1 protein-coding gene is annotated in these 702 nt (G+C 48.4%); it reads left to right on the top strand.

The genetic code is table 11. The features are described 5' to 3' along the window. Nucleotides 1–77 precede the first annotated feature (77 nt). The coding region (locus tag ACO0LB_RS20500) for an IS5 family transposase (protein ID WP_423052536.1) at nt 78–702 on the top strand (625 nt) is incomplete at its 3' end.

Raw genomic sequence — 702 nt, 5'->3', positions numbered from 1 at the left:
GGAATCTCTGATTAAGTAAACGCAACCTGATTGAGAAACGTTAATAGAAGCATGTTCGACCGTCAATCATTAAAGCCATGAGACAGACTACATTTGCCCAAGGAAGCTTTGAACGCTATGCCAAAACGACGAAGCGAGCAGTATTTCTATCTGAGATGAATCAGGTTGTGCCATGGTCAATGCTGTGCGGGCTGGTTGAGCCTCATTATCCTAAGGCTGGAAACGGACGCCCACCTGTAGGCGTAGAGCGTATGCTTCGAATCTACTTCTTGCAGCAATGGTTTAATCTGTCTGACTCAGCCGTCGAAGAAGCCTTGTACGAATCAGTTTCCATGCGCAGTTTTGTCGGCATAGACTTGGGCAGCGAGCCTGTTCCCGATGAAACAACGGTGTGCAAATTTCGTCACTTACTGGAACGTCATGCTCTTGGCAAGCGCATCTTTGAGGAAGTGGGTCGTCATTTGCAAGAGCGTGGGATGAAGGTGTCGGGCGGCACTATCGTCGATGCCACCATCATAGCCGCCCCCTCTTCGACCAAGAATAAAGATGGAGAACGTGATCCAGAAATGCGTCAAACCAAAAAAGGGAATCAATGGCACTTTGGTATGAAGGGTCATATTGGTGTGGACAGCAAGACCAAATTGATACACAGCGTTGTCGCAACGGGTGCCAATGTCCATGACAGTCAGGTATTGCCTGACT

This window comes from Undibacterium sp. SXout7W, from assembly GCF_049339385.1.
GTDB lineage: Bacteria > Pseudomonadota > Gammaproteobacteria > Burkholderiales > Burkholderiaceae_D > Undibacterium.
This window is presented reverse-complemented; position numbering and strand designations above follow the sequence as displayed.